General features: G+C 67.9%; 17 protein-coding genes. 12 read left to right on the top strand and 5 right to left on the bottom strand.

From position 1 onward, the window contains the following. Positions 1–108 precede the first annotated feature (108 nt). Positions 109–1,041: an alpha/beta hydrolase family protein gene (locus tag HYG95_RS15995; RefSeq protein WP_181698721.1), complete on the top strand. Its 933-nt coding sequence runs from the start codon at positions 109–111 to the stop codon at positions 1,039–1,041. Here the strand turns inward: HYG95_RS15995 and HYG95_RS15990 are convergent. After that, the gene (locus HYG95_RS15990) at positions 1,038–2,069 is read right to left on the bottom strand and encodes a DUF2330 domain-containing protein (protein WP_181698720.1); all 1,032 of its coding nucleotides are present in this window, start codon (positions 2,067–2,069) and stop codon (positions 1,038–1,040) included. The genes HYG95_RS15995 and HYG95_RS15990 overlap by 4 nt on opposite strands. A gap of 126 nt (positions 2,070–2,195) precedes the next feature. Here HYG95_RS15990 and HYG95_RS15985 point away from each other — a divergent pair, with 126 nt between their 5' ends. From HYG95_RS15985 to HYG95_RS15965, 5 genes are all read left to right on the top strand, one after another. Continuing rightward, a complete protein-coding gene (locus tag HYG95_RS15985) occupies positions 2,196–4,346 on the top strand; it encodes a S9 family peptidase (RefSeq protein WP_181698719.1) in 2,151 nt (716 codons plus the stop codon). A gap of 62 nt (positions 4,347–4,408) precedes the next feature. Continuing rightward, positions 4,409–5,110 carry a DUF2334 domain-containing protein gene (locus HYG95_RS15980; protein ID WP_067640755.1) on the top strand — a complete coding sequence of 234 codons (702 nt, stop codon included), beginning with the start codon at positions 4,409–4,411 and terminating at the stop codon, positions 5,108–5,110. Between the two features lie 198 nt (positions 5,111–5,308). Next, the gene (locus tag HYG95_RS15975; protein ID WP_181698718.1) at positions 5,309–6,730 is read left to right on the top strand and encodes an APC family permease; all 1,422 of its coding nucleotides are present in this window, start codon (positions 5,309–5,311) and stop codon (positions 6,728–6,730) included. Then, positions 6,730–7,167: a hypothetical protein gene (locus tag HYG95_RS15970; protein WP_181698717.1), complete on the top strand. Its 438-nt coding sequence runs from the start codon at positions 6,730–6,732 to the stop codon at positions 7,165–7,167. The genes HYG95_RS15975 and HYG95_RS15970 overlap by 1 nt, the downstream gene beginning before the upstream one ends. A gap of 7 nt (positions 7,168–7,174) precedes the next feature. Next, on the top strand, positions 7,175–8,527 hold the full coding sequence (locus HYG95_RS15965) for a dipeptidase (RefSeq protein ID WP_181698716.1): 1,353 nt from the start codon (positions 7,175–7,177) through the stop codon (positions 8,525–8,527). Here the strand turns inward: HYG95_RS15965 and HYG95_RS15960 are convergent. After that, positions 8,524–9,168 (bottom strand): MBL fold metallo-hydrolase, encoded by a 645-nt coding sequence (locus HYG95_RS15960; protein WP_067492318.1) that lies wholly within the window; start codon positions 9,166–9,168, stop codon positions 8,524–8,526. The two genes, HYG95_RS15965 and HYG95_RS15960, sit on opposite strands and share 4 nt — an antisense overlap. A gap of 98 nt (positions 9,169–9,266) precedes the next feature. On the opposite strand from HYG95_RS15960, the gene purS reads away from it, so the two are divergent. Then, positions 9,267–9,503, top strand: a complete 237-nt coding sequence (purS, locus tag HYG95_RS15955; RefSeq protein WP_056818769.1) for a phosphoribosylformylglycinamidine synthase subunit PurS — start codon at positions 9,267–9,269, stop codon at positions 9,501–9,503. A 76-nt stretch (positions 9,504–9,579) separates the two neighbouring features. Continuing rightward, the gene (gene purQ, locus HYG95_RS15950) at positions 9,580–10,257 is read left to right on the top strand and encodes a phosphoribosylformylglycinamidine synthase subunit PurQ (protein ID WP_181698715.1); all 678 of its coding nucleotides are present in this window, start codon (positions 9,580–9,582) and stop codon (positions 10,255–10,257) included. A gap of 1 nt (position 10,258) precedes the next feature. On the opposite strand, the gene HYG95_RS15945 is transcribed toward purQ, so the two are convergent. Beyond that, a complete protein-coding gene (locus tag HYG95_RS15945; RefSeq protein ID WP_181698714.1) occupies positions 10,259–11,323 on the bottom strand; it encodes a substrate-binding domain-containing protein in 1,065 nt (354 codons plus the stop codon). A 60-nt stretch (positions 11,324–11,383) separates the two neighbouring features. Between HYG95_RS15945 and HYG95_RS15940 the strand changes: the two genes are divergently transcribed. Together HYG95_RS15940 and HYG95_RS15935 are read left to right on the top strand one after the other, a co-directional pair. Beyond that, a complete protein-coding gene (locus tag HYG95_RS15940; RefSeq protein ID WP_181698713.1) occupies positions 11,384–11,815 on the top strand; it encodes a MarR family winged helix-turn-helix transcriptional regulator in 432 nt (143 codons plus the stop codon). A 61-nt stretch (positions 11,816–11,876) separates the two neighbouring features. Then, positions 11,877–13,169, top strand: a complete 1,293-nt coding sequence (locus HYG95_RS15935) for a M18 family aminopeptidase (RefSeq protein WP_181698712.1) — start codon at positions 11,877–11,879, stop codon at positions 13,167–13,169. Here the strand turns inward: HYG95_RS15935 and HYG95_RS15930 are convergent. Continuing rightward, on the bottom strand, positions 13,121–14,416 hold the full coding sequence (locus HYG95_RS15930) for a glycosyltransferase 87 family protein (protein ID WP_370465816.1): 1,296 nt from the start codon (positions 14,414–14,416) through the stop codon (positions 13,121–13,123). The two genes, HYG95_RS15935 and HYG95_RS15930, sit on opposite strands and share 49 nt — an antisense overlap. A gap of 159 nt (positions 14,417–14,575) precedes the next feature. On the opposite strand from HYG95_RS15930, the gene purL reads away from it, so the two are divergent. After that, positions 14,576–16,867: a phosphoribosylformylglycinamidine synthase subunit PurL gene (purL, locus tag HYG95_RS15925; RefSeq protein WP_181698711.1), complete on the top strand. Its 2,292-nt coding sequence runs from the start codon at positions 14,576–14,578 to the stop codon at positions 16,865–16,867. Positions 16,868–16,884: 17 nt separating this feature from the next. Beyond that, complete coding sequence (locus tag HYG95_RS15920) at positions 16,885–18,660, top strand: alpha/beta-hydrolase family protein (RefSeq protein ID WP_255495404.1); 1,776 nt, start codon at positions 16,885–16,887, stop codon at positions 18,658–18,660. Positions 18,661–18,687: 27 nt separating this feature from the next. On the opposite strand, the gene HYG95_RS15915 is transcribed toward HYG95_RS15920, so the two are convergent. Then, the gene (locus HYG95_RS15915) at positions 18,688–18,978 is read right to left on the bottom strand and encodes a YiaA/YiaB family inner membrane protein (RefSeq protein WP_067492324.1); all 291 of its coding nucleotides are present in this window, start codon (positions 18,976–18,978) and stop codon (positions 18,688–18,690) included. Positions 18,979–19,032: the final 54 nt, after the last annotated feature.

The raw sequence follows: 19,032 nt of genomic DNA, 5'->3' as shown, positions 1-19,032 counted from the left end.
CCAAATCGCCGAATGCTTCCTTGGTGTTCATCGGTGGGTTACTTTGGACTGTCATTGGCATGCGGTTATGGAGGGTAGATCGTGCGTCGTTCAGGTGTTGCTGCTTCAGTGCTGGCATTCGCCATCGCGTTCATCGGTCCGGGCATTCTGCAGCCCGCACCCGCCGCGGCCGCGGACATCGTCGGGGAGCGTGCGCTCACCCCGAACCGCACCGCGATCACCGTCACCTCGCCCGCGATGGGGCGCAATATCGAGCTGCAGGTTCTGCACCCGGCGGGTGGCGGAGCGCGCGGTACGTACTACCTGCTCGACGGCCTCGATCCGGGCATCGGCCAGAGCACCTGGACCAATGCCACCGACGCCGAGGCGTTCTTCCGTGGCAAGCACGTGAACGTGGTGCTGCCGATGGGCGGGCAGGCCAGCTACTACACCGACTGGATCGCCGACGACCCGCGTTTCGGCCGGTACAAGTGGGAAACGTTCCTCACCCGTGAACTGCCGGGCCTGATCGACGCTCGCTTCGACGGCAACGGCGTGAACGCCATCGGTGGCCTGTCGATGGGCGGCAACGCGGCCTACATCCTGGCCGCTCGCAACCCCGGCCTCTACCGGGCCGTCGCCGGCTACAGCGCGTGCCCCGACATGGGCATGGCGGCGGGCGCGATGATGTTCTCCATCACCAACCGCGGTGGTAACCCACTCAATATGTGGGGCGCGCCGGGCAGTCCCGAATGGGCGGCGCACGACCCGGCCCAGCTGCTCGACAACCTGCGCGGCAAGGCGCTGTACATGTCGACCGGCACCGGCATCCCCGGCCACCACGAGGCCCAGCTCAAGCCTCAGCTGCCGGAGAACATCGTTCTCGGCGGCCCCATCGAGGTCGGCGTCAACGGCTGCATGGCTTCCTTCGGCCAGCGGCTTGCGGCCGCGGGCATCGGGGCCGACATCGACTACCACCCTGTCGGCACCCACTCCTGGGGTTACTGGCAGGACGCCCTGCACCACTCCTGGCCCACCATCGGACCCGCTCTCGGGGCCTAACGTGTCGAGCGGCGGCGCAGCAATGCGCCGCCTGCCACGGCCAGGATCGACAGTGCCACGGCGACAAGGACGTAACCTGCGGGGAAGCCGAGGATTTCGACGTACTCCTTCTCGACTACGCGGTCGCGCACTGCGGTGTCGGTGTCGGCCGGGCCGAAGGTGAAGTCGGTGGTGATGGTGGCAGGGCGGGGAATGGAGACCGACAGTTCGGTCAGGTAGGTCTTGCCCGCGGCGAGCGCGATCAGATCGGGGTCGGTGAGAGCGCCCACGGGGGAAGCGAATTCGGTCGTGGTGAACTGGGATTCGGTGTCGGCGTCGGTGCGGGTCAGGCGGTGGTCGCCGAAGACGTAGAGGTGCACCGACTGGGGAGTGGTCGCCGCCGCCGACATGCGCATCGGGTAGACGAGGCGATCGGAATCGAAGGTGAGGCGCACCGGGTCCAGGGCGCCGTCGAGGGGTTCGGGGCTGGTGAGCCGCATGGCGACGAACGACCAGCCTTCGCGCAGATACGGGTCGAGGGTGGCACTCACCTCGGGGCGCAGTTGATAGCCGTTGGCGGACAACCATTCCCGCACACCGGTGAGGTCACCACCGCGCAGCGTTGTCGCCTCGAGCGGACCCAGTTGCACCTGGCCGAGCACTTGCGGCCCGGAACCCGGCGCACCGCCGGAGGACTCGTATCTGTCGCTGTCGAACCAGTACCGGTCGACCACCACCTCCGGCGCGGTCAGCCGCGACAGCTCGGCGAACGAAGCCGCACTACCCGCCGACACCGCGGCAGGCGTGGGGGTCGGCACGATCAACGCCGCATCGGCACCGGTGAACCGCATCCCCAACCGCATCAGAATGGTTTCGCGCCGCCCGTCCCAACCGAGCACGGCGGTCTCACTGTCCACCCGCGCCGAGCCGTCGCCGCTCACCACCCCGCCACACGCACACGCCACCGCGTGCGCCACGACAACCGAACCGGAAGCCAGCAGCAGCGCACCGGCGACAACAAGCGAACGAACCGTCCCGCGAATCCCCATGCGAGCAGGTTACGGACCCCGCCCCGAGCCGCCATCCGCAGAAATACTCACCGCCATGAGCGGGGCGGATCCCGGTGACGGCCGAGTTGGCGGGCCGGGGTCGGGGGTGGCGACTACGGTGGACACATGGCTGGCGAGAATCAGACGGTGGTGTCGGCGCCGATCGCGAAGAAGGTGCCCGTCGAACGGGTGCACCACGGCGACACGTTCGTCGACGAGTACGAGTGGCTGCGGGACAAGGAAGATCCCGAGGTCATCGCGTACCTGGAGGACGAGAACGCCTACACCGCGGCGCGCACCGATCAGCTGCAGCCCCTGCGGGACAAGATCTTCGACGAGATCAAGGCGCGCACCCAGGAAACGGACCTGTCGGTGCCGACCCGGCTGGGGGAGTACTGGTACTACTCGCGCAGCTTCGAGGGCAAGCAGTACGGCGTGCACTGCCGCTGTCCGATCGACGCCGAGGCCGAGGGCATCGACGCCTGGACGCCGCCGCAACTCGAGGTCGACACCTCCATCGAGGGTGAGCAGGTGCTGCTCGACAGCAATGTGCTCGCCGAGGGGCTCGACTTCTTCGCACTCGGTGCGTTCTCGCTGAGCCACGACGGCAACCTGCTCGCCTACTCGGTCGACAGCACCGGCGACGAGCGCTACACCCTGCGCATCAAGGACCTGCGCACCGGCGAACTGCTGCCCGACGAGGTCGTCGGCGCCGCACCGGGGGCCACCTGGTCGCTGGACGGGACGCACATCTTCTATCAAACGGTCGACGAATCCTGGCGCCCCGACACCGTGTGGCGGCACCGCGTCGGCACCGCGTCCACCGACGACGTGAAGGTCTTCCACGAGCCGGACGAGCGCTACTGGGTGAGCGTCGGCGCCACCCGCTCCGAGAAGTACCTGATGATCTGGCTGGGTTCCAAGATCACCACCGAGGGCTGGGTGCTGGAGTCGGACAACCCCGAGGGCGAGTTCCGCGTGCTGCTGCCACGGCGCGAGGGTGTGGAGTACTCGGCCGAGCACGCGGTGATCGCGGGTGCGGACCGTTTCCTGATCCTGCACAACGACGTGGTCGACGGCGTGAAGGCGGAGAACTTCGTGCTCGCCGAAGCGCCTGCCACCGACCCGTCGGACATGACGATCCTGATCGGGCACCGCGAGGACGTGCGGCTCGAGGACATCGACGCCTTCGCCGACCACCTGGTACTCGGCTACCGCCGCGGCGCCCTGCCCCGCCTCGCGGTGTGGCCGCTCACCCCGGCGGGCTACGGCGAGCTGACCGAACTCGAGTTCGGGCTCGAATTGTTCTCCGCCGGTATGGGATCCAGCCCGGAGTGGGAGCAGCCGACGCTGCGGGTGGGTGTCACCTCGTTCATCACCCCGATGCAGGTGTTCGACTACGTGCCAGCCACCGGGGAACTGCTGCTGCGCAAGGAGCAGCCGGTGCTCGGTGGCTACAACGCCGAAGACTATGAGCAGCACCGTGATTGGGCAGTGGCCTCCGACGGCACCCGCATCCCGATCTCGCTGATCCAGCGGCGCGATCTGCCCGCCGGGCCCAAGCCGATGTTGCTGTACGGGTACGGCTCCTACGAGGCCAGCATCGATCCGTCGTTCTCGGTGTCGCGGCTGTCGCTGCTGGATCGCGGCATGGTGTTCGCGGTGGCCCATGTGCGCGGCGGCGGCGAGATGGGCCGGCTCTGGTACGAGCACGGCAAGACCCTGTCGAAGATGAACACTTTTACCGACTTCGTCTCTGTCGCAAGCCATCTCGTCGACGCGGGGACCACCGCACCCGACCGGCTCGTCGCCGACGGCGGCAGTGCGGGCGGTCTGCTGATGGGCGCGGTGGCCAACCTGGCGCCGGAGCTGTTCGCGGGCATCCTGGCCAATGTCCCGTTCGTCGACCCGCTCACCTCCATCCTCGATCCGTCGCTGCCGCTGACGGTGATCGAGTGGGACGAGTGGGGAAATCCGTTGGCCGACAAGGACGTCTACGAGTACATGAAGTCGTACTCGCCGTACGAGAACGTCGAGGCCAAGGACTATCCGCCGATCCTGGCGATCACCAGCCTCAACGACACCCGTGTGCTGTACGTGGAGCCGGCCAAGTGGGTCGCCAAGCTGCGCGCCACCAAGGCCGGTGACAGCGAAGTGCTGCTGAAAACGGAGATGAGCGCGGGCCACGGCGGGGTGAGCGGCCGCTACGAGAAGTGGAAGGAAGTCGCGTTCGAGTACGCCTGGGTGCTCGACACGGTGGACCTGGCCGACAAATAGACGCTCGCTACTGTTCATCGCGCAACCACGCGGCCGTCACCTCCGGCTGCCATCGTTGACACATGAACGGCGAGCTGATCGTTTCGGTGTCGGGAATCCGGGATACCACGCGCGATGCCGCGATCGAGTTCGCGGAGCTGATGGATCAGCGCGGGGTGCGGCTGTCGTTGCTGGTCGCGCCCCGGCTGAAGGGCAAATACCGGCTGGTCGACGATCCGGCGACGCAATCGTGGTTGCGCGGGCGGCGGCTGGCCGGTGACGCCATCGTGCTGCACGGCTACGACCAGGCGGCCACCAAGTCGCGGCGGGCCGAATTCGCCACGCTGCCCCGGCACGAGGCGACGCTGCGGCTCAAAGCGGCCGATCGGGTGATGGAACAGGTGCAGTTGCGCACCCGGCTGTTCGCGGCCCCGCGCTGGGACGCCTCCGCCGGTGCGCTCGCCGCGCTCCCCGACGTGGGTTTCCGCCTCGCCCTCGGCCTGACCACCATGCTCGACCTGGAGAACAATGTGGCGCAGCGTTCGCGGGTGTACGGCATCGGCGAGGGCTTCCGGGCCGAACCCTGGTGGTGCCGGGCGCTGGTGATGGGCGCGGCCCGCACGGCCCGGCGCGGCGGCGTCCTGCGCCTGGCGATCTCGGGTGCGCAGTTGCAGCGCTCGGGCCCGCGCCAGGCCGTGCTCGACGCGGTCGACCTCGCGCTCTACCACGGCGCCCGGAGCACCGTTTACCGCTGGGAGCCGGTCCCGGCGAGCAAAGCCGCCTGACCGGCCCCGCCGCGCGCGTATCGGCGATCACCCGCGCGCGGCGGCGGCCTATCGGCTGCCCCTGCCTTCGCTGTCCGAATATTCGCGCTGTAATCGTGCCCGTTTCGAAGCCGCCGGTCGGCTGCCACACGGTTACGATCCTCGAGCGTTATTCGAGGGTTTCCGCTAGTTGTGCGAACACGGCAGGAGGCAGCGCTGATGACGGGCACCGCGACGAAAGCCGCGACCACCACGAAATACCTGTCCTGGGTGACATTGGCGCTGATGACCACGAGTTCGGTGGCGAGTCTGCGGTCCGCACCGACAATGGCCGTCTACGGACTTGCCTGTGTTTTCCTCTACATCGTTCCCGCCGTTCTCTTTCTCATGCCGACCTCGCTGGTCGCGGCGGAATTGGCATCGGGCTGGGACGGCGGTGTCTACAAATGGGTGGGCGACGGCCTGAGTAAACCGCTGGGTTTCCTCGCGGTGTGGTGCCAGTTCGCCATGACGATTTTCTACTATCCGAGCCTGCTGGCTTATGTGGCAAGCACTTTCGCCTACATCATTCACCCCTCGCTCGCGTCGAACGGCCCGTACGTGGCGATCGTGATCATCACCGTCTACTGGGCGGGGGTGTATGTGTCCTCGCGCGGCACGACGACGGTGGCCGGGTTGTCCAGCATGGGACTGATCATCGGCACGCTGGTTCCCGGCACGCTGCTCGTCGTCCTCGGGCTGGTATTCCTCGGCCAGGGCAATCCTTCGGCGGCACCGATGGACTCGGCGAATCTGCTGCCTGCCTGGACCGGCCTGGCGAGCCTGGTCCTGATCGTGAACAACTTCCTGTCCTACGCGGGGATGGAGATGAACGCGGTCCACGTGTCGTCGCTGCGCAACCCCGGCAAGGAATTCCCCAAGGCCATGGCATTGGCAGCAGGATTGGTGCTGGTCATCTTCATCCTGCCCGCGCTCGCGATCAGCTGGGTGGTGCCCTCGGCGAGTTTGAGCCTGACGGCCGGGGTGATGCAGGCGTTCGACGGATTCTTCAGCCACTTTCACATCGGATTCCTCACCCCGATCGTCGGCATCGCCCTGGTGGCAGCCGCGCTGGGCGGGATGCTCACCTGGCTGGCCGGACCGTCCAAGGGGCTGCTGCTGATCGGGCGGAGCGAGGGCTATCTGCCGCCGGTCCTCACCCGGCTCAACAAGCATGGTGTACAGCAGAACATGCTGGTCGCCCAAGGAGTTTTCACCACGGCCATCGCCTTGCTCTACGCATTGATTCCCAATGTGTCGAGCGCGTACTGGATTCTGTCGGTGATCACCACGCAGGTATATCTCATCATGTATGTGCTGATGTTTGCAGCGGCCGCGAAATTGCGCCGCGACGACCCGGATCATCCCCGTGGTTACCGGGCGCCCGCGTTGTACGCGCTGTGTCTGCTCGGATCGGTGTCCTCGGTGGCGGCGTTCGCCATCGGTTTCGTGCCGCCCTCGCAATTCGGTAGCGGTAATCCGCTGATGTATTTCGCGATTGTCGGCGGCGGTATGGGCATCGTCGGGTTGCTCATTCCCTATCTGTTCTATCGGAATCGCCGGGAAAGCTGGAAGATCGCCGTTCCGCAGGAGGCTCAGTGATGAGTACCGCAGATGCCCCCGACCGCACCAGGATCTGGATATACCTCACGGCCGCCGTGCTGCTCGTCGTTTTCGCCTTGATCGGGTTGCTCACCTTCGACGAAATCCACCGGAACAACGAGGCGACCGCGAAAGCCGAACAGCTGCACAGCAATTTGCTCGCCGCAGGCCTGTCCGCGCCCGAGCCGGATGTCATCGCCTCGGCGCTCGGTGACGACGGCGGCTCGGTGTGCCAGGACCCGGACGCGGCCCACATCAAGGCGAAATATCAAGCCGCGCTCAGCAATGGCGCGTCCGGGCCCGGACAGCGGCCGGTGATCGGCTCGAAGGAGGCCGCCGAGGCGGTCGGCCAGGCGATCGCCGTCTACTGCCCGCAGCACCTGGCCGACTACCGTGCACATCTCGACACCCTGCATCTCGACGACACGACGAAGTGAGGCCACGATGACCAAGGCTCCCGATGTCGACGCGCTGCGCGCCAAGGTTTCCGGACTCATGGGCGAGGCGAAAAACGACCTCGCACAGCTGGTTTCGTTCCGATCCGTGGCCGACCCGCGCCAATTCCCGGCGGAAGGCTGCACGCAGGCAGCGCAATGGGTGGCCGATGCTTTCACCGAGCTCGGGCTGACGGTCGGCCTGCACGAGACGCCCGACGGCAGCCAGGCCGTCATCGGGCACCGGCCGGGTCCGCCCGGCAGCCCGACGGTGCTGCTGTACTGCCACTACGACGTGCAACCACCACTCGATGACCAGGCATGGGAAACCCCGGTCTGGACGCTCACGGAGAAGGACGGCCGCTGGTACGGGCGCGGCGCCGCCGACTGCAAGGGCAATATCGTCACCCACCTCACGGCCCTGCGCGCGATCGGCCCCGACTTCCCGGTCGGCATCAAGCTGGTGGCGGAGGGCTCGGAGGAACAGGGCACCGGTGGGCTGGAGAAATTCGTCGTCGCGAATCCCGAGCTGCTCACCGCCGACGCCATCCTGGTCGCCGACTGCGGCAATTTCGCCGTCGGCCTGCCGACCTTCACCCAGACCCTGCGCGGGCAGGTGAATGTCGTCGTCACCGTGACGACCCTCGCTGGGCCGATGCATTCGGGCATGTTCGGTGGGCCCGCACCCGACGCGCTGGCGGCGATGATCCAGCTGCTGTCGTCCCTGCGTGACGAGCACGGCAACACCACCGTCGACGGCCTCACCGCCGACCAGCAGTGGACCGGGGTGCAATACCCGCCCAAGGACTTCCGGGCCGACGCGGGCGTCCTCGACGGCGTGGACCTGATCGGCGGCGGCACCGTCGCCGACATGCTGTGGGCCCGTCCGGCGCTGACCGTGCTCGGCATGGACGTGCCCGCCGTGGTCGGCTCGTCGGCGGCGATCCAGCCGAGCACAAGGGCGCGGCTCAACCTGCGCATCCCGCCCGGCACCGACCCGCAACACGCCTACGAACTATTGGAAAAGCACCTGCGGGCGCACACACCGTGGAGCGCGCGGCTCGACATCGAACTGGAGGGGCTCGGCGAACCGTTCGTCGCCGCCGAACACGGCCCCGCCCGCGACGCGATGTCCGAGGCGATGGCGACCGCGTACGGCCGACCGGCCACGACGGAAGGCCAGGGCGGTTCGATCCCCCTGTGCAACGTCTTCGCCGACACCTACCCGAAGGCCGAGATCATGCTGATCGGGGTCGAGGAACCGAAGTGCCTCATCCACGCGCCCAACGAGAGCGTCGATCCGAGCGAGATCGAGCACATGGCGCTGGCCGAGGCGTTGTTCCTGATTACCTACGCGCGCTAGAACTGGTCCTGGTCCTCGGGGTCGATCACCCGGAACTCGGTTCCGGCCGGTGCCATCTCGGCGAGGCGGCCGAAGTAGATGCCGTGCGCGGAGCGATCGATGATGCCGAAATGGATCGGCAGGGCGGTGCGTGGGTTGACCGCGCGCAGGTAGTCGACGGTGTCCCAGATCCGCATCCACGGGGCGACGGCCGGGATGGCGAGCACGCCGACCGGCACCGGCGGCACCCACAGCGAGTCACCCGGATGCACCAGCTGGGCGGGATCGGCGGCGGTGCCCAACTGGAAGACCGTGTTGTCGATCACCGGGATCTCGGGGTGGATCACCGCGTGGCGGCCGCCGCCACCGGTGATCTGTAAGTCGCCGATGTCGAGAACCTGACCGGCAGATACCGGCTCCCAGCCCTCGCTGCGCTGCTGGGCGGTCTGCGGGTCCGACAGCAGCCGGGCGCCCGGATTGGCGTCGATCAGGTCGGCGATCCGGTTCGGGTCGATGTGGTCGGGGTGCTGGTGGGTCACCGCGATCGCGTCCAGACCGGTGATGCCCTCGAACCCGTGCGCGAACGTGCCGGGATCGAACAGCACTTTCGCGCCGTGCAGTTCCACGAGGATGCAGGAATGGCCGAAGTGGGCGATACGCATGACCCGATGCTAAGCGCCACAGACCCCGGAGGGCTGGCACGACGGCCGGGTCAACTAGGATTTCTGAGGTAACCCCCACACCACATGAGGAGCATTGCGTGGCACGAGTCGTGGTCGAGGTCATGCCGAAGGCCGAGATTCTGGACCCCCAGGGGCAGGCCGTGGTCGGCGCGCTCCCACGTCTGGGATTCGCCGGCATCTCGGATGTACGGCAGGGCAAGCGATTCGAGCTCGAGGTGGACGACAGCGTCTCCGACGCCCAGCTCGAACAGATCGCCGAGGCGCTGCTGGCCAATACGGTGATCGAGGACTGGAAGGTCGTCCGGGTCTCATGAGGGAGCGGAGCGAGCTCACAATGGGCACAGCTGCCCCAGCGCTCATGCCGGAGCCGAGCGTCAGCGAGGCGGAGGCATGAGTGCTCGCATCGGGGTCATCACGTTCCCGGGCACGCTCGACGATGTCGACGCGGCCCGCGCGGTGCGCCTGGCGGGCGCCGACGCGGTGAGCCTGTGGCACGCCGACGCCGACATCAAGGATGTCGACGCGGTGATCGTGCCCGGTGGCTTCTCCTACGGCGACTACCTGCGCTGCGGCGCCATCGCCCGGTTCGCGCCGGTGATGGGCGAAGTGGTCCGGGCCGCCGGTCAGGGCCTGCCGGTGCTCGGCATCTGCAACGGCTTCCAGGTGCTGTGCGAGGCCGGGCTGCTGCCCGGTGCGCTCACCCGCAACGAGGGCCTGCACTTCATCTGCCGGGACGAATGGCTCACGGTCGAGGCGACGAACACCGCCTGGACCTCGCGGTACGAGCCCGGCGCGCAGATCCTCATCCCGCTCAAGTCGGGCGAGGGCCGTTTCCAGGCGTCGACGAAGGTGCTCGACGAGCTGGAGGGGGAGGGCCGCGTGGTGTTCCGCTACTCCGGCGAGAACCCGAACGGTTCGCAGCGCGGAATCGCCGGTATCTCCTCGGCCGACGGCCGGGTCGTCGGCCTGATGCCGCACCCCGAGCACGCCACCGAGGCGCTCACCGGGCCGAGCGACGACGGTCTCGGGATGTTCTTCTCCGTGATCGACAGCTTCGTCAACGCCTGAATCAGTCCAACCGGTCGATGATGTCGAAGTCGACCCCGTCGGCCCGCGCCAGGTGCGTGGGGCCGACGGCCTGATTGCCGAGGAAACCGCGCCGGGTGGCCGGGCTGTCGACGGCGAGACCCTCGGCCAGCCGGGCCTGCAGGGTCGGCACGTCGAGCGTGCCGACGGTGTCGGCCACGCTGCGCAGCAGATGCACCGCCTCATAGGTGGAGTTGCCGAACGTTGTGAGCCCCGGGGCGAATTTCCCCTGGTGGCGGCGGTAGCGGGCGCGGCGGTCGTCGCTGTGGTCGAGGAAGAAACTCGAGGCGACATACAGATTCGTGTTGGCGCCGGGCCCCGCGCTGAGCAGCACGTTCTCGTCCACGGCGGGGCTGAGGCGCGGCAGGAAAGTCGGTAGTCCCACGGCGGTGAACTGCTTGTTGAAGCGGGCGGTGTCGGCGCCGACCATCAGGATCAGGACGGCGTCGGCGAACAGCAGGGCGGGTTCGTCGAGGAAGCTCGCGAAATCCGTGGTGCCCATCGGCACATAGCGTTCCAGCACGATATCGGCGGGTGAGGGCAGCGCGCGACGCAGCGCGTGCGCGGTCTGGCGCGGCCAGACGTAGTCGTTGCCGATCACCGCCCAGCGGCGCACCCCCAGCTCCCGGCCCATCCACGCGGCGGCGGGCACGGTCTGGTGATCGGGATGTTCGCCGACCATCAGCACGCCCGCGCGTTCGTCGGGCAGGCCTTCGTGATCGGTGGCGTACAGATACGGCACCCGGCTGTCGACGGCCGTGGCCACCGCACGGCGCACGGCCGAGGTGTGCCAGCCGGTGATCGCGCCGACCATTCCGGTGGCGAGCAATGCCTCGACTTCATTGGCGACCACGCTCGGTGGGCGGCCGCCGTCGATGGTCGTGAGCCGGATCTCGCGGCCGAGAATTCCTGTGCCGCTGTTGATTTCGTCTACCGCAAGCGATATCGCCGCAGTACACGACGGTGCGATGATGCCACCCGGGCCCTGGGTGGGCACGATCGAGAGAATCTCGATCGTCTCATCCCGGCTCTCGTCGAAGGTGGGCATTCTGTACTCTATCGCCTAGCTCGAGCAGCATTGTTCGAATGAATTTCTCGGCAGGTGGGAATGCGATCGGTGTCCATCATAAGTGGCTGTTCCACACTGCACGGCGCGCTGCGCTCGGCAGAGCGAAATTGGGTTCGCCGATTAGACGCGGCGCTGTCGGCCGACAATCTCACCGATGACCACTGGGCGATTCTCACCCAGCTGTCCACCGAGCACGGCGTGACCATGTCGGAGCTGGCCTCGCAGGCCCGCCTGGCCCCGTCCTCGGCCACCCGGCACGCCGACAATCTCGCCGAGCGCGGCCTGATCTTCCGCGTCGCGGCAACCGATGACCGGCGCCGGATTCTCATCGGACTGAGCAGCCTCGGCGCCAAGCTCGTGGCCAAGATCCGGCGCGAGGAACAGCTGGCCGAAGAGGAGTTGAAGGCGCGGCTGGGAGCCCGACGCTACAACGATCTCGTGGCTGCGCTCGCGGTGATCGCCGACCAGTAGCGGGTGCCGGTCCCGGCGTTCGGCCGCCGGAGCCGACGGTATTGCCCCTAGGATCGGCCCTATGCCGGTATCTCTGACTGCGGCCACGGCCAGTGGATTGTGTGCGTTCATCGATGCTTCGCCGTCGCCTTTTCATGTGTGCGCGACCGTCGCGGCGGAATTGGATGCCAATGGCTTCACGCCGTTGACCGAGGCGCAGTCCTGGGACGACGCGGGTGGGAAACACTATGTGGTCCGTGGCGGTTCGCTGATCGCCTGGGCCGATTACGACGCGGCGCCCGCCGACCCGTTTCGCGTGGTCGGGGCGCATACCGACAGCCCCAATCTGCGGGTGAAGCAGCATCCGGATCTGGCCGGGTCCGGGTGGCAGCTGGTCGGGCTCGAGCCCTACGGCGGTGCCTGGCTGAATTCGTGGCTCGACCGGGAGCTGGGGATCTCGGGGCGGCTGAGTGTGCGCGACGGTGCACGGATGCGCGACGTGCTGGTGCGCGTCGACGAACCGATTCTGCGGGTGCCGCAGCTGGCGATCCACCTGTCCGAGGACCGGCGCGGGGTGACGCTCGACCCGCAACGCCACGTGAACGCCATCTGGGGCATCGGTGATTCGCCCGCCTCGTTCCTGGATTTCGTGGCCGAGCGTGCCGGGGTGGACGGCGGCTCGGTGCTCGGCTGGGAACTGATGACCCACGATCTGGCGCCGAGCACCATCGTCGGCCGCCGGCACGACCTGGTGAGCGCGCCTCGCCTGGACAATCAGGGCACCTGTTACGCCGGACTGCAGGCGTTCCTCGCCGCCGCCGACGACCCCGGCGCGGCCACGGCGGTACTGGTGATGTTCGACCACGAGGAAGTGGGCAGCCAGTCCGATCGCGGCGCCCAATCGGATCTGCTGCCTGCCGTGCTCGAGCGGATCGTGCTCGCCCGTGGCGGTGGACGCGCGGACTACCTTGCCGCGCTTGCCGGTTCGGTGGTCGCCTCCGGTGACATGGCCCATGCCACCCACCCGAACTATCCCGACCGGCACGAACCCGCGCACCGGATCGAGGTCGGCGGCGGGCCGGTGCTCAAGGTCAACCAGAACCTGCGCTACGCCACCGACGCCGCCGGGGCCGGGGCGTTCGCGCTGGCGTGCGCCCAGGCCGAGGTGCCGTTGCAGCGGTATGTGCACCGCGCCGACCTTCCGTGCGGATCGACCATCGGCCCGATGACCGCGGCCCGCACCGGCATATCCACCGTCGACGTGGGCGCACCGCAGCTGGCCATGCATTCGTGCCGCGAACTGATGGGCGCCGCCGACATCCCCGCCTACGCCTCGGCGCTGGCCGCCTTCCTCACCCCGACGCCACTGGACTGAGGCCGATAGGTGATCACGGCGTACACCAGGACCGCGAAAGTGGCCCACACGTAATTACTTCCGATGATCTGCTGCCACCACGCCCAGTCGAGCTCGTGATCGCGGTTGTGCGGCAGCAACCATTGCGGGCCGATGATGAAGACCACCGTGAACACGGCGACCAGCGTCGTGAACGCGCGCGAACGCCTGCGCACCGCCAGGTCGACGGCGACGACCAGCGCCAGGGCCACCCACACCCAGTGATGCGACCACGACACAGGCGAGACGAGCAGGATCGCGGCGGCGTTCACCAGCATGGCCGCCACGTCACGTCCCGCCTCGATGAGCCGGTACATCCATATCGCTGCCAGCGTGATCGTCAACGCCGACAACAGGATCCAGAGCGCGGTGGCCACCGAGGAGTCGATGCCCAGTCGGTACAGAGTGCCCTTGATCGACTGGTTCCCGGCGAAATACGGAGTGCCGATGCGGCCGGTGTCGGTGACGGTGTGGAACCAGTACTCGACCGAATCACTCGGGAAGAGCAGGAAGCCGACGCCGACGGCGCCGGCGGCCGAAACCACAAGCGTCGCCGCGGCCTTCCAATCGCGGCGCAGCAGGAAATACAGCAGGTAACCGGCCGGGATCAGCTTGATCGACACGGCGATGCCGATCAGCATTCCGCGCGGCCAGAACGGTTTGCGCACCAGGATGTCGACGGTGACCGCCGCCATCAGGATCAGATTGATCTGCCCGAAGTTGACCGTCTGCCGCACCGGTTCCAGGAACTGCGCCAAGCCGAGACCGGCGATCACCACGGCGAGCACCGTGATCCGGTCGAACTCGGGCCGCACCCGGATGAGCACGAGCCACAGCGCGATCGCCAGGCTGAGCAACGAGGTGGTGAGCACGAGCACCTCGGCCGCGACCAGCGGCAACAGGGCGAGTGGGACGAAGAACAACGCGGCGAGCGGAGGATAGGTGAACGGCAGCCCGAGCCCGCGCACCGGCGGCATCGGTCCGTAGAGGTCGCCGCCGTCGAGCCAGACACGGGCACCGGTGCGGTACACCTGCAGGTCGATGAAGGCGGTCCACCAGTTCGCGGCGAAGGCGATCACGCCGGAGACCACGAACAACGCGATCGCGGCGGCCAGCAGGCGCCGTTGCCGACCCGGCCGCGAGTTCTGTTCCCGATCCCGGGCGCCCGACGCGATGCGCGCGGAAAACGGCGGCTCTACCTGCTCGGCAACCCCCGGACTTTCGTTCACGGCGCCAGCGTAACGGGTGCTCACCGCGGCGAACCGCAAGTGTGATCAGACCGGATCCGCGCACCACCGGCGGCCGGGGAGTACAGGCGGCGGGCCGCGACGGCCCTACCGATAGACTCGGAGCCAAGTTCCCCCCGGCCGAAAGGACCCTGGTCTCCCGTGACACTGCAGGTCGACACCGTCGCCACCGCCGCAGCCACCCCGGATGCTCCGCAGCCGTACAAGGAACTCGGTCTCAAAGACGACGAGTACGCCCGCATCAAGGAGATTCTCGGCCGTCGGCCCACCGACGCCGAGCTGGCCATGTACTCGGTGATGTGGAGCGAGCACTGCTCCTACAAGTCCTCGAAGGTGCACCTGCGCTACTTCGGTGAGACCACCACCGACGAGATGAAGGCCTCGATGCTGGCCGGCATCGGCGAGAACGCCGGTGTGGTCGACATCGGCGACGGCTGGGCCGTCACCTTCAAGGTCGAAAGCCACAACCACCCGTCGTACGTGGAGCCGTACCAGGGCGCGGCCACCGGCGTCGGCGGCATCGTGCGCGACATCATGGCCATGGGCGCGCGCCCGATCGCGGTGATGGACCAGCTGCGCTTCGGCGCGGCCGACGCCCCCGACACCCGTCGCGTGGTCGACGGGGTGGTGCGCGGCATCGGCGGCTACGGCAACTCCCTCGGCCTGCCCAATGTCGGCGGCGAGACGGTGTTCGACGCCTCCTACCAGGGCAACCCCCTCGTGAACGCGCTGTGCGCCGGCGCGATGCGCGTGGAAGACCTGCACCTGGCCTTCGCCTCCGGCGCGGGCAACAAGATCATCCTGTTCGGCGCGCGCACCGGCCTGGACGGCATCGGCGGCGTGTCGGTGCTCGCCTCCGACAGCTTCTCCGGCGACGAGTCCGGCACCGGCCGCAAGAAGCTGCCCGCCGTGCAGGTGGGCGACCCGTTCACCGAGAAGGTGCTCATCGAGTGCTGTCTCGACCTGTACGCGGCCGGCCTGGTCGTCGGCATCCAGGACCTCGGCGGCGCCGGACTGTCCTGTGCCACTTCCGAACTCGCCGCGGCGGGCGACGGCGGCATGCACATCGACCTCACCAAGGTGCCGCTGCGCGCCAAGCACATGACCCCCGCCGAGATCCTGTCGAGCGAGTCGCAGGAGCGCATGTGCGCGGTGGTCACCCCCGAGAACGTCGACGCGTTCATGGCGGTGTGCAAGAAGTGGGATGTGCTGGCCACCGTCATCGGTGAGGTCACCGACGGCGACCACCTCGTCATCAGCTGGCACGGCGAGACCGTGGTCGACGTGCCGCCGCGCACCGTCGCCCACGAGGGCCCGGTGTACGAGCGCCCGGTGCAGCGCCCGGACTACCAGGACGCGCTGATCGCCGACACCACCACGAACCTGCCCCGGCCCAAGACCGCCGACGAGCTGCGCGAAACCTTGCTGACCATGCTGGCCAGCCCGCAGCTGTGCAGCCGCAAGTGGATCACCGAACAGTACGACCGCTACGTGCGCGGCAACACCGTGCTCGCCGAGCACGCCGACGCGGGCGTGGTTCGCATCGACGAGACCTCGGGCCGTGGCATCGCCCTGGCCACCGACGCCTCGGGCCGCTACACCAAGCTCGACCCCTACACCGGCGCCCAGCTGGCGCTGGCCGAGGCCTACCGCAACGTCGCGACCACCGGCGCCACCCCGAAGGCCGTCACCAACTGCCTGAACTTCGGTTCGCCGGAGGACCCGGGCGTGATGTGGCAGTTCCAGCAGGCCGTGCGCGGTCTCGCGGACGGTTGCGCGGCGCTCGGCATCCCGGTCACCGGCGGCAACGTGAGCTTCTACAACCAGACCGGCAAGGACGCCATCCTGCCCACCCCGGTGGTCGGCGTGCTCGGCGTGATCGACGACGTGCACCGACGCATCCCGACCGGCCTCGGCCTCGAGCCGGGTGAGTCGCTGATCCTGCTCGGCGACACGCACGACGAACTCGACGGCTCCATCTGGTCGCAGGTGGTGCACGGTCACCTCGGTGGTGTGCCGCCCAAGGTCGACCTGGCCCGGGAGAAGCTGCTGTCGGAGGTGCTCGTCTCCGGTTCGCGCGACGGCATGATCTCGGCCGCCCACGACCTGTCCGAGGGCGGTCTCGCGCAGACCGTCGTCGAGGCCGCGCTGGCCGGTGAAACCGGTTGCCGCATCGTGCTTCCCGAGGGCAGCGACCCGTTCGTGCAGCTGTTCTCCGAGTCGGCCGGGCGCGTGCTCGTCGCGGTGCCGCGCTCGGAGGAGACCCGGTTCACCAAGATGTGCGACGCGCGGCAGCTGCCGTGGGTGCGCATCGGCGTGGTCGACCAGGGTTCGGATTCGATCGAGGTGCAGGGCCAGTTCTCGGTGACGCTCGCGGAATTGCGTGAGGTTTTCGAGGGCACGCTGCCTAAGCTGTTCGGAGCGCACACCTAGAGCAGGAGGAGCCGAGCTTGACCACATCGGAGACGAGCTCGGCACCCACCGGCGCCACCGCTGCACCCGCCGACAATCCGTTGTTGCGCGGAGTGCACCTGGCGGAACGGTTCTTCCACCCGAACTACACCGGGTTGCTCGTGGCGACCATGCTGTTCGGCTGGTCGCTCACACCGTCGCTGCTGCCGCGCGACTGGTTCTTCCAGGGCCTGGTCAGCGGTATCAATGCCACGATCGGGTACGGCCTCGGGTGTGCGTTGGCCTGGGCTTGGCGGCGGTGGGTGGTGCCGCGGGTGACGGTGCCGGAGCAGCTCGCCGCGTGGTGGGCGGAGCGTCCGCGGTGGACGCCGATGGCGGTGAAGGCGCTGATCGTGGTGGCGTGCGTGGTGTTCGCGGTGCTGATGTCGATCCAATCGGGTCGCTGGCAACGCGAGATCACCGATCTGATGGGGATGGCGCCGGTTTCGGACTCGTACGCGCGCACGGTGCTGCTCGGCGCCGCCGTGGTGGGGCTGCTGATCTGGATCGCGCGTGGAGTGCGCAAGTTGGTGCGTGGGGTGGCGCGCGGTCTCAATCAGTGGATCCGGGTGCCCGCGTCGTTCGCGCGACCGCTCGGGGTGCTGATCGTGGTGATCGGCGCGGTGCTGCTGTTCAACGGCGTGCTGGCGAAAGCCTTTTTCACGGTGGCGAATTCGGCGTTCAGCGCGCGCAACAGCCACACTTCCGCGCACGCGATCCAGCCGACGCTGCCCGAACGGTCCGGCAGCCCCGGCTCGCTGGCGGCGTGGGAAACGCTCGGTTCCGAAGGCCGCTGGTTCGTCTCGAACGCACCGACCGCCCTCGCCATCAGCCAGGTCACCGGCAAACCGGCCCGCGAACCCATCCGGGTATACGCGGGGCTGGAATCGGCCGACGGATTCGAGGCGCAAACCGATCTGGCCGTGGCCGAACTCGAACGAACCAAGGCTTTCGACCGCAAGGTGCTGGTGGTGATCAGCACCACCGGCACCGGCTGGGTCGACTCGACCAGCGCCGAATCGGTCGAGTTGATGTTCGGCGGGGACAGCGCTCTGGTCGCCACCCAGTACTCGTACCTGCCGAGTGCGCTGTCGTTCCTGTCCGACCGGGACAAGTCGATGAGCATGGGCCGCATGCTGTTCGACAAGGTGTACGAGCGCTGGTCGACGCTGCCCGAGAACGCTCGGCCCCAACTGCTCGTCTACGGGGAGAGCCTCGGTTCCCAGGGGTCGGAGGGCGCGTTCTCCGGGCTGGCCGACATCCGCAACCGCACCGACGGTGTGCTCTGGGTCGGCCCGCCCAACTCCAACCGGCTGTGGTCGGAATTCGTCGCCCGCCGTGATCCGGGAACCGACGAGATCACCCCGATCTTCGCCGACGGGCTCTCGGTGCGCTTCGCCGCCAGCGCCGATCAGCTCGCCCGGCCGTCGGACAACTGGACCGATCCGCGCATCGTGTATCTGCAGCACGCCTCGGACCCGGTGGTGTGGTGGTCGCCCGACCTGCTGTTCAGCAGGCCCGACTGGCTCACCGAGAAACGTGGTCCCGATGTGTCACCGGCGATGTCGTGGTATCCGATCGTCACCTTCTGGCAGGTGGCGGCGGATCTGCCACGGGCGCAATCGGTCTCGAACGGACACGGCCACAATTACGGGAATCTGGTGCCCGATGCCTGGGCAGCGATCGCTCGACCACCGGATTACACACCGGAATTGGCGCAGCGGATCCGGCTGTTCCTCGACGAATCCGCGGCCACCGAGCATCAACTGAAGTAGCCGAACCCCTCGATCGGCTACTTGCGGCTACGACACCGACTTGAACGGATTGTGTTCGGCGATCAGCTGTTCGATGCGTGCCTCGTCGAGGCGGCTCATCACGGTCTGGGTTTCCTGCTGGTCGCGCACCACCTTGGCGAGGGTGAAGCAGCTCGTCACCAGGAACAGGCCCGACATGGCGAGGAAGGCGCGCTGCCAGCCGTCCAGCGGCAGGTAGGCGATGCCCGCGCCGGTGCCGAACAGGCTGACGGCGAAGGCGATTGCGGCCTGGGCCATGTAGGCCGTGGTGTTCTTCGGCTTGGCATTGGGTGTGCTCATGGAACAAGCATGGGCGGCGCAGGATTCGCGCGGGCGCGTGAAACTACTCACCGG

The sequence above is a fragment of the Nocardia sp. GTS18 genome (assembly GCF_013839555.1).
Taxonomy (GTDB): domain Bacteria; phylum Actinomycetota; class Actinomycetes; order Mycobacteriales; family Mycobacteriaceae; genus Nocardia; species Nocardia rosealba.
Note: the sequence above shows the minus strand (reverse complement) of the source record. Positions and strands in the feature narration are given on the sequence as shown.

Coding starts and splice junctions, on each gene's coding strand:
- HYG95_RS15990 (WP_181698720.1), bottom strand. CDS start 2,069: ATGGGGATTCGCGGGACGGTTCGTTCGCTTGTTGTCGCCGGTGCGCTG.
- HYG95_RS15985 (WP_181698719.1), top strand. CDS start 2,196: ATGGCTGGCGAGAATCAGACGGTGGTGTCGGCGCCGATCGCGAAGAAG.
- HYG95_RS15980 (WP_067640755.1), top strand. CDS start 4,409: ATGAACGGCGAGCTGATCGTTTCGGTGTCGGGAATCCGGGATACCACG.
- HYG95_RS15975 (WP_181698718.1), top strand. CDS start 5,309: ATGACGGGCACCGCGACGAAAGCCGCGACCACCACGAAATACCTGTCC.
- HYG95_RS15970 (WP_181698717.1), top strand. CDS start 6,730: ATGAGTACCGCAGATGCCCCCGACCGCACCAGGATCTGGATATACCTC.
- HYG95_RS15965 (WP_181698716.1), top strand. CDS start 7,175: ATGACCAAGGCTCCCGATGTCGACGCGCTGCGCGCCAAGGTTTCCGGA.
- HYG95_RS15960 (WP_067492318.1), bottom strand. CDS start 9,168: ATGCGTATCGCCCACTTCGGCCATTCCTGCATCCTCGTGGAACTGCAC.
- purQ (WP_181698715.1), top strand. CDS start 9,580: ATGAGTGCTCGCATCGGGGTCATCACGTTCCCGGGCACGCTCGACGAT.
- HYG95_RS15945 (WP_181698714.1), bottom strand. CDS start 11,323: ATGCCCACCTTCGACGAGAGCCGGGATGAGACGATCGAGATTCTCTCG.
- HYG95_RS15940 (WP_181698713.1), top strand. CDS start 11,384: ATGCGATCGGTGTCCATCATAAGTGGCTGTTCCACACTGCACGGCGCG.
- HYG95_RS15935 (WP_181698712.1), top strand. CDS start 11,877: ATGCCGGTATCTCTGACTGCGGCCACGGCCAGTGGATTGTGTGCGTTC.
- HYG95_RS15915 (WP_067492324.1), bottom strand. CDS start 18,978: ATGAGCACACCCAATGCCAAGCCGAAGAACACCACGGCCTACATGGCC.